7 protein-coding genes are annotated in these 9,924 nt (G+C 45.2%); 4 read left to right on the top strand and 3 right to left on the bottom strand.

Going from position 1 to position 9,924, the window contains the following annotated elements; all coding sequences use genetic code 11:
* Positions 1 to 42 precede the first annotated feature (42 nt).
* Together DP117_RS34965 and DP117_RS34960 are read left to right on the top strand one after the other, a co-directional pair.
* Positions 43 to 381, top strand: a complete 339-nt coding sequence (locus DP117_RS34965; protein ID WP_339381206.1) for a DMT family transporter — start codon at positions 43 to 45, stop codon at positions 379 to 381.
* A gap of 158 nt (positions 382 to 539) precedes the next feature.
* Positions 540 to 1,628, top strand: coding sequence for a glutathione S-transferase C-terminal domain-containing protein (locus DP117_RS34960; RefSeq protein WP_169222721.1), 1,089 nt, complete (start codon positions 540 to 542; stop codon positions 1,626 to 1,628).
* Between the two features lie 124 nt (positions 1,629 to 1,752).
* On the opposite strand, the gene DP117_RS34955 is transcribed toward DP117_RS34960, so the two are convergent.
* The 3 genes from DP117_RS34955 to DP117_RS34945 all read right to left on the bottom strand — a co-directional run bounded on the left by DP117_RS34955 (position 1,753) and on the right by DP117_RS34945 (position 3,981).
* Complete coding sequence (locus DP117_RS34955; RefSeq protein ID WP_169222720.1) at positions 1,753 to 2,346, bottom strand: hypothetical protein; 594 nt, start codon at positions 2,344 to 2,346, stop codon at positions 1,753 to 1,755.
* Between the two features lie 271 nt (positions 2,347 to 2,617).
* Positions 2,618 to 3,622, bottom strand: coding sequence for a site-specific integrase (locus DP117_RS34950; RefSeq protein ID WP_348983014.1), 1,005 nt, complete (start codon positions 3,620 to 3,622; stop codon positions 2,618 to 2,620).
* Between the two features lie 92 nt (positions 3,623 to 3,714).
* Complete coding sequence (locus tag DP117_RS34945) at positions 3,715 to 3,981, bottom strand: hypothetical protein (protein WP_169222719.1); 267 nt, start codon at positions 3,979 to 3,981, stop codon at positions 3,715 to 3,717.
* A gap of 180 nt (positions 3,982 to 4,161) precedes the next feature.
* Here DP117_RS34945 and DP117_RS34940 point away from each other — a divergent pair, with 180 nt between their 5' ends.
* On the top strand, positions 4,162 to 5,346 hold the full coding sequence (locus DP117_RS34940) for an RNA-guided endonuclease TnpB family protein (protein ID WP_169222718.1): 1,185 nt from the start codon (positions 4,162 to 4,164) through the stop codon (positions 5,344 to 5,346).
* Positions 5,347 to 5,476: 130 nt separating this feature from the next.
* Complete coding sequence (locus tag DP117_RS34935) at positions 5,477 to 9,736, top strand: non-ribosomal peptide synthetase (protein ID WP_169222717.1); 4,260 nt, start codon at positions 5,477 to 5,479, stop codon at positions 9,734 to 9,736.
* The last annotated feature ends 188 nt before the right edge of the window (positions 9,737 to 9,924 follow it).

Genomic DNA, 9,924 nt, shown 5'->3' with positions numbered 1-9,924 from the left:
GGTGACTGTCCGGCTTAGTTCAACAGCTTTACGCCAATAGAAGTGATGCAGCAGATATTTTCTGTTGCTAGTTTATTTTGGGTCGCTTACCTATTCACTCAAGGAATGCCAACTCAACTGCTAGAACCAACCAATTTTCCCAAAGTTCTCTACATGGGTATTGCGGGTAATTTGCTTCCCTACTTACTCTATCTATGGGGTATCCAACGCGTACAAGCCCAACGTGCAGTCATCATCGCTACTATTGAACCCGTAATTGCAGCAGTGCTGGCTTGGGTTTGGTTTGGGCAAACATTAACGGCAATGCAAATCATCGGGGGTGGACTTATCTTAGTGGCAATTACTTCATTACAACTGACAAAATCCAAGGCTCAGAATTAATTGCAACAGTCCGTTAACTACTTACAAAAGACGCAAAGCAGTATCAACCAGTATAGCAGCACAACTCCAGGGTGGGATAACCGTATTCGCCTTCATCGAACAGTTGTTGAGAACTGGCGAAAGCCATTGCAATAAGAACAATCAACAGGAAAACAGTTATGCTTAATGCCACAGTCAATCATCCAAACAATGCTTTAACAAGCTCTAATCAAAAAAGTTTCGGCTTAATCAAAACTTTGATTAACGGTGTGTGGTACAACGACATCTCTGACACACCCGAGTTGCAAAAGATACGCCAGCAGGAAAAGCAACATTGGTTTCGCAATTGGGTAACAGCCGATGGCTCATCGGGATTTTTGGCACAAGCCGGACGTTACCACCTCTACGTCAGCTATGCTTGTCCTTGGGCACATCGAACAATTCTGTATCGGCAACTGAAGGGATTGCAGAATGTGATTTCGATGTCAGTAGTGCATCCCCGTTGGGCTGGAGCAAACGGCTGGGAGTTTGGTGAGCCAGTTGCGGTGGGCGGGTCTCCCGGCATAAGCAAACTGGCGAACCCGAAGGGTGACACACCAATGAGCACTGTGGATCATGTCGCAAACAGACGTTACCTCTACGAAGTTTATCAGGCAGCAAAACCAGATTTTACAGGCAAAGTGACGGTTCCAGTCCTGTGGGACAAGAAAACCTCAACAATCGTCAACAACGAATCTGGCGAAATTATTCGGATGTTAAATTCCGCCTTCGATGCTTGGGGAGATGCTTCTGTCAATTTTTACCCGGATAACCTGCGTTCGGAAATCGAAACAATGAACGCATTCGTACTCGACAAGGTTTGCAATGGCGTGTACAAGGCAGGGTTTGCCAGTACTCAAGAAGCTTATGACAAAGCAGTTCAAGAGCTATTTCAGGCGCTAGATACACTTGATGTGCGTTTGTCTCAACAACCGTATCTGTTGGGCGATCGCATTACAGAGAGTGACTTGCATCTGTTCTGTACGCTCTGTCGCTTCGATGCTGTCTACTATGGTGCTCTCAAATGTAATCTCAAACGCTTGATTGATTACCCGGCACTCTCTGCCTACACAGGGCGTATTTACAATCTACCATCTGTAGCAGCGACTGTGAAGATGAACCATATCAAACAGCACTACTATGATGACTTGAAAGCTGGAAATCCGGTGATTGTTCCAGTTGGACCTGCAATTGATTTGGGCAACAAAGCTGATGTAGTTTGGCATTGAACCCGCTGCACGAGCGAGAATCTTCACTCCGGGCTGTGGTTGCTGAATGCAAGCGGGAGCAACGCCGGGGAGAACGTGCTGCCCGACGGGTTGTATTGTACTTTAAGGAATGAGGGAAAGCCGCTTACTTCACCGGATTGTACATTCCATCGCTCTCATTTAACCGCCAACCTAGCCCGCTGGGGTCTCTAGAGCGACACCACCTTTCAAAATCGCTTGGGCTACGACTTGTACGTATATGAGCCAAGCTTGCTGCATCAACTCCCAATCTTTTTGCCAAATTTTCTTGGGTGTAGGACTGAAGTTGTACCTCTGTTGGGAAATGGTTATTGTAAGGAAAACCTTGCCTCCTGCTTGTATTTCTGTTGCGCTGCATCTGCACAAGTGCTGCTTCCAGTTGCGCCAGTTTTGTTGCCATAGCTTCTAGCCGCTGCTCTAGGTGCTCCACGGATTTTGATGGTGCATCGCTCTTCCCTTGACGTGATTCTAGTTTTTCTAGCCTAAGCACAAGCTGCTTAACTGTTTCACTATCCGACCCAATATCGCTATCTAAATCGCTATCAATTGCTGATAGCAATGAGTGCAAACCTTTCTGGATGGCAGTTGTATGCCCCTGTCTGTGTAACTGTGATAGCTCCTTTACGTATGGAATCAGCGCAGTTGGCACGCGGATCATCTGGCTTTTTGGGGTCTTTTGATTTTTGTCGGACTTCTGCACAGGCATCTTGATATCAATATCGATATCTAATTCGCTATCGATATTATTTTAGGTGATGATGAGCGCTTCGGTGTCCTATCAGAATAAGCGTTCATCACTCATGGAGTGTCTAGAGTCTCCCTCTTAGGCGTACCGTACAAATAATGGTCATGTTCGCTCGACCAGTCTGAATGTGCCTTCGCTACTTTTACGCCAAAATCGGGTTTTCCCATCAGTTAAATGTTAAGTAATATTTCGCGCTCCAGTATCAGTAACGCTGCCAAAAGTCTCGTTAGGTCCGGTTCCTACGCCCACTATAAGGCACATTCAACAAATCAATAGCCCGCTTCTTCGCCGCTTCCCCTCGGCGGTCATAGCGGCTTGTGGTGCTAGGTGACGCATGACCCGCCAACTGAGATACTGTTACAATGTCCGCGCCTGCATCTAATAAATTGCTAATAAAAGTTCTTCGCAGGTCATGTGGCGAAAACTCCTCTACACCTGCTTGTTCGCCCCTTCGCCGCAACGCCTTCAGTACCCCCTGTTCGCTCATTCGCCTCTTGATAATTTCTTTTGCTTTAGTTAAAGGATATAGCAATGGTCCTCTTTCAAAGCCACGTACCGCCAACCAATCTTGAACTGCTTTTATACCAGACTCAGGTAAGTATACAATCCTCGCTTTTCTGCCCTTAGCCGAGCGAATTGTTATTGCCTTACTGCGTAAATTCACATCCTTGAGGTCGAGATGTGTTGCCTCACTTCGCCGCAGTCCAACCATTAACACTGCTAGCAGTGCTGCATCCCTTCTCCCCACTGCCGTGTTATCCTGGATACAAGCATCTACCAGAGCAGCTATTTCCTCAGCATCGAGCAAACGCCCTTTGAGCAAACTTTTGCCCCGCACGGATTCGATATCGACCGCGCGGTCGTAGTCTTCGGCTGACATTAACCCTAGCCGCCATGCCTCTTTTAACGTTCTCCTGAGCGCACACAGCATCTTGTTAGCCATTGCGGGACTGTACTTTTCCATTAGCACTGACCTAACCGCAGCGGTATACTGATAACGCAACTTTGACCAATCGAGAGTACTTGCATCACAAGTGCCATTGGTTAACAGTTGGGCGATCGCATTGAGCGCCTCCCGCATCGTGCGCCGAGAACCCTCACCTAAAGAAGCCAAATATACCTCCGCCGGATGCATAGTTAATGGCAAAGGTATTGTTAAAACGAGCGATTCTGGATTGGGGACTGAACGGGCTGCGTTCTTTTTCACGGGCAATAAGAGAGGTAATTTCAAACTCCTCCTCTACCAAATGCTATAGCACTACACCGTTCATTAAAACAAGCGTCCAAATTGGACAGGACGTGTCCCGAACAGCTAGGATACGCTTACCGCGCTTGTTTTTCGCCTAGTTCTCGAAGTGTCTTTTGACTTACTGTCAGACTCAGCCGAAACCAAATCAGACAGCATAACCACAAGTGGACTGTTAATCCCGGTTTTGTAAAACTCATGTCGTCGTATACCCCATCCGCCGGGAGCGGTGGGGATGTAAGGCGGACAATGACGAAAGCATCCCCGACCAATGTTAACTGTCGGTTAACGAGGAAGTGGGGTGTTTGAGGAATTGTCTCTCTCCGGGTTGGGTAACGAGTCAATAAGCTCCTCAACCACTTGAGTCATAGTCTTGTCAGCGTGAACCGCATATAACTGTAATTTATTGAAGCGACGTGAAGACATCCTTAATCTTAATTGCTTGTCTTTCATGATGGTTACACAATGGATACATATTCATGTTAGCATGAACCGAGTCAAGCAATTAAGGAGGTGATAACGTAGTGCTGGTTTTAGAATACAAAGTGAAAGGTAAACGACAGCAGTATCAAGCTATTAATGAAGCTATTAGAACTACTCAATTCATCCGTAACAAAGCGATTAGATATTGGATGGACGGCAGGAGTGAGTCCAAGATTGATAAGATTGCTCTAAATAACTATTCAACAGCACTGCGTAAAGAATTTGGATTTGTTAAAGACTTAAATTCAATGGCTTGTCAGTCTGCAACAGAAAGAGCATGGCTTTCGATAAGTCGATTCTATGATAATTGCAAGTCTAAGAAGCCTGGAAAGAAAGGTTTTCCTAGATTTCAAAAAGATAACCGTTCAGTCGAGTATAAGACTAGCGGCTGGTCATTGCATCCGACTAAAAGACGTATCACCTTTACAGATAAAAAAGGGATTGGTGAAGTCAAGCTACTAGGGAAGTGGGACATTCACACCTATCCTGTCAAATCCATTAAACGAGTTCGATTAGTTCGTAAAGCAGATGGTTACTATTGTCAATTTGCAGTTGACATTGAAGTAAAGACTGAACAGAGAACGGCTGATGGTGAACTGGGGCTTGATGTTGGGTTGGAATTTTTCTATTCTGATTCCAATGGACATCATGAAGAGAATCCTAGGTTTCTTCGCAAAGCAGAGAAAGCCATTAAACACGCTCAACGTCAGATATACAAGAAAGAAAAAGGTAAAAATCAACGACGAATAGCTCGACGGAGATATGCAAAGAAGCATTTAAGAGTAAGTAGACAGAGGACAGAGCATTCTAAGAGATTGGCGCGAACCTTATGCAAAGCTAACGCTTTAGTCGGCTACGAAAACTTGAATGTCAAAGGCATGGTACAAAATCACTGTTTAGCGAAGTCCATCAATGATGTAGCTTGGACACTATTTCGTCGTTGGTTGGAATATTTTGCTGCAAAGTTTGGTACTACAGTTGTTGCCGTCAATCCTAGGATGACATCTCAAAAATGTTCAGATTGTGGAGCAATTGTGAAAAAGTCTCTTTCAACCCGTACCCATAAATGTAGTTGTGGATGTGAGATGCAAAGAGATGTCAATGCAGCGATAAATATTCTGAATCTTGCAAGGCAAGGTAGGGATGGGCAATCCCGAACAAACGCTACAGGAGTTGAAACCGCTACTCTACTTGGTGCAAGCCTGGTAGAGCAAGTTCTGACGTAGAATGTAGAATCCCCACCGATGACTCCGTTAGGCAGGGTGGGGAGTGTCAAATCTTGGATAGCGTAAATACTCTTCTATCCAGTTCTTTTCTTCTCCATAAGTTTTTGCAACACAACCGTGCCATTCGCTTATGAGCCAGTATATTCCCAGTAATTTCTCTACGGCTACTGAAGAAAAACTCAATTCTTCTGAAGAAGTAGAAGTTTTCGTCTTTCCCACATCTTTTGCCCAGCAGCGGCTATGGTTTCTCGACCAGCTAGCACCGGGCAATCCATTTTACAATGTGTCAACAGCACTTCGCCTGACAGGTTCCCTCAACTTAGCAGCACTACAGGGGACATTCAACGAAATTGTACGCCGCCACGAAACCTTACGCACGACGTTTGTTATGGTAGAGGGGCAACCCGTGCAGGCAATATCTCCTACCTTAACCATACCCCTTCCCATAATAGACCTACGCAATCTCGAAAGCCAAGAACGCGAAACACAAGCGCGGCAACTAGCAACCGAAGAGGCTCAACGTCCTTTCAATCTAACCACCGGACCATTGCTGCGAGTGACGCTGCTACAAGTGGATGAAGTAGAATATGTGCTGTTGCTGAATCTACATCATATTGTTGCCGATGGCTGGTCTATTGGAGTGCTAATTAAAGAACTGGGGGCACTCTACACAGCTTTTGTAGAGGACAAGCTTAACTCCTGCCCAGACGCTACGCGTTGGGGCAGCCTGTCCGCAGGACTTACACCCCTAAAGGAACTACCCATCCAGTATGCGGATTTCGCCCAATGGCAGCGCGAGTGGCTACAAACAGTAGGGACGCAAGACTTTTCGCCGCTACAAACTCAGTTAGCTTACTGGCAAAAGCAATTGAACGGTGTCTCGGTGCTGAATTTCCCTACCGACCGACCAAGACCAGCAGTGCCAACATACAGGGGAGCAAAAAAATTTCTAGAACTACCGCAATCTTTGAGTCAGGCACTAGAAGCACTTAGCCACCAAGAAGGCGTTACGTTGTTCATGACACTGCTAGCAGCTTTCCAAACGTTGCTCTATCGCTACACGCAGCAAGAGGATGTTACAGTAGGTTCACCTATTGCCAATCGCAGTCGTAGCGAAATAGAAGGGTTAATTGGTTTTTTTGTCAATAGCTTGGTGCTGCGAACTGATTTGTCAGGCAACCCGACATTTCGGGAACTGTTGAATCGAGTGCGAGAGATAACCTTGGGAGCCTATGCTCATCAGGACTTGCCTTTTGAAAAGCTGGTGGAGGAACTGCACTGCCTGAGAGATTTAAGTCGCCATCCCTTGTTCCAAGTTGTATTTAGCCTGCAAAACACTCCTATTGAAGCGCTAAAGCTACCTGGGTTAACGCTTTCGCTGTTCGAGTTCGACAGCCAAACCGCAAAGCTTGATTTGGAGTTTCACCTGTGGCAGGACTTGGAAAGTCTTAAAGGACAAGTGGTGTATAGCACGGATTTATTTGATGATGCCACCATTACCCGGATGATAGGACATTTCCAAACACTGCTAGAAAGTATTGTCACTGATCCACAACAGCACCTAACAGACTTGCCTTTACTGACTGCGCTCCAAAGGCAGCAATTATTGATTGATTGGAATAATACCAGCACAGATGAGCCACAAAACAAGTGTTTTCATCAGTTATTTGAAGCGCAGGTGGAGCAAACTCCTGATGCCATAGCAGTAGTTTTTGTTGACGTTCAGAGCGCTTCTACTCGTAGAGTACACAAGCAGTTAACCTACCGAGAACTAAATATCCGAGCTAACCAACTTGCACATCACCTGCAACAACTGGGGGTAGCCCCGGATGTTTTAGTTGGCATCTGCGTAGAGCGTTCTTTGGAGATGATAGTCGCAATATTAGGCATCCTCAAGGCGGGTGGAGCATACCTGCCTTTAGATCCCACCTATCCTCAGGAGCGTCTTAACTTCATGCTAGAAGATGCTCAAGTAACAGTCTTGTTAACTCAGCAACAATTCTTTGAACAATTCTTTGAACGTTTGGGGAAGACTTCGGTATCTGTAGTTTGCTTATCTGTAGTTTGCTTATCTGTAGTTTCCTTGGATAACGATAAAGAAGCAAATGCCCACGGATCTGCTTTGCACTACACTTCCCAAAGCCAGGAAAATCTAACCAGTAGTGTAACACCTGACAACCTAGCTTACGTTATCTACACCTCTGGCTCAACAGGAAAGCCTAAAGGCGTTTTGCTCCCGCACCGAGGACTGTCCAACTTAGCACAAGCTCAGATTTCGGTTTTCAACTTGCAACCTCCTCACCGCATTCTGCAATTCGCATCATTAAGTTTCGATGCCTCAATTTTTGAGATTGTCATGGCACTGCAAACAGGAGCAACTCTTTATTTAGCAAAGAAAGAATTTCTTTTACCCGGACAAGCTTTAATCCAACTACTGCGCGAAAAAGCTATTACTCACGTCACCCTTCCACCAGCCGTGTTGGCAGTCCTACCAAAAGAATCACTTCCTGCATTGCAAACTATCATTTGTGCAGGTGAACTCTGTTCTGAGGATATTATAAAACGTTGGTGGAACTCTGGTCGTCGGTTTTTTAACGCTTATGGACCGACGGAAGCAACTGTTTGGTCAACCGTTGCAGAAATGAGTGCTATGAGTGAAAAACCACACATTGGTCGTCCTATTGCTAACACTCAAATCTATATATTAGATAAGCATTTACAACCTGTACCAATCGGAATTCCTGGCGAATTATATATCAGTGGTGATGGACTGGCGCGAGCTTACCTCAACCGTTCCGAATTAACTGCTGAACAATTTATTCCCAATCCTTTTAGTGATAAAGAGGGAACGCGACTTTACAAGACAGGTGATTTAGCTCGTTATCGAGCAGATGGTAATATTGAATTTTTAGGTCGCATCGACAATCAGGTAAAAATTCGTGGATTTCGCATCGAGTTGGCAGAGATTGAAAAAGTACTGAGTCAGCATCAAAGCGTGCAAAAAGTAGTAGTCATTGCTAAAGAGAATGTATCTGGTGATAAGTACTTGGTGGCTTATATTGTTCCTAACTTAAAGCAGGCATTAACAACCATTGAACTACGTGAATTCTTAAAAGAAAAATTACCAGAATACATGCTGCCAAGAGCTTTTGTCCTGCTAGATTCTCTGCCACTAACGGCTCATGGCAAAGTGGATCGCTTGGCGCTAGAAACGTTGAATACTCCCACTAATATCTCAACAGATAAAGCCTTTATTGCTCCTCGTACTCCAACCGAGTCAACATTAGCAAAAATCTGGGCTGAAGTCCTTAACATTGAGCGTGTGGGTATTTACGACAACTTCTTTGACTTAGGAGGAAATTCGCTGCTGGCTGTACGCCTCCTAGAGCGGATAAACAAGCAATTTGAGCGTGATTTGTCACTATCTACCCTGTTTTTAAATCCAACAATTGAAAATTTAGCAACTTCTTTATGCCAAGAAACAGATTCTCTGCCTTGGTCTCCCTTAGTTGCGATTCAGCCTACTGGTTCAAATCCACCTTTTTTCTGTGTCCATCCAATCTTTGGTGTTGTCTTTCCTTATTACGAATTAGCTCATCATTTGGGGACGAATCAACCATTTTATGGGCTACAACCCATTGGCATGGACAGAAAAAGTTCTCCACTCACTCGCATTGAGGACATGGCTGCTCATTACATTGAAGCATTGCGTAAAGTGCAGCCGAAAGGTCCTTATTTTTTAGGAGGTTGGTCTTTTGGAGGTTTGGTTGCTTTTGAGATGGCGACTCAACTCCAAAAGTCTGGGGATGAAGTGGCTTTACTTGCTGTGCTTGACACTTTAGCACCAGTTCCCGGTAATATACCTTCTTTTGGCAATGGTTTTAAGTTTCTTCTCACTACAGTAGTGCGATCTATATGGCCATTTTTCCTCGATTATTTTTATCTAATGACCGCTCCTAGCAAGAACCGAATTAACAGTGTAACTTCTGGTATTCCTATTTTTAATAAGTTTGTTCAATGGCTCGAAATTAATCTGTTCTCACACTTTATCCTGGGAGAGGCTGCCACAGCAAACCTTATATCTAAGGAGTCCAAATCACAGATTTTAAGCGAGTTAACAATTCGCCCAATGCTTCGTGTTTTCTATGCCAACAGCCAAGCAGCGCTCAACTATGTTCCGCAAGCATACCCTAAGCAAATCACTCTTTTTAGAACAAACGCTCAATCAAGCACTGCTGAGCGAGATCCAAGTATGGGTTGGGATAAATTAGCTATTGGAGGAACAGAAATTCATATGATACCTGGTAATCATCTAACTATGCTGAGAAAACCCCATATAAAGGTTCTTGCCGAACAACTAAAAGCGTGTATTGATACCAATTCTCCATGATAGCTTGCCCGTAAAGTGCCATAGATGCACTTAATATTTATTAAACGTAGACGCGCAGCGGTGAGGGGGTCGCAGTCTTGGCGGTTCCCGTCGATTGCGAACCCCCGCCCTTCGCAGCGAGACCTCCGGTCTTCCCCGGAGGGCTTCCCGCAGGGTACCGCCAAGACTCGCCAGCGCGAATGACGGCT

The sequence above is a fragment of the Brasilonema sp. UFV-L1 genome (genome assembly GCF_012912105.1).
Lineage (GTDB): Bacteria > Cyanobacteriota > Cyanobacteriia > Cyanobacteriales > Nostocaceae > Brasilonema.
The sequence above is the reverse complement of the archived record's forward strand: the minus strand, read 5'-3'. Positions and strand labels throughout refer to the sequence as shown.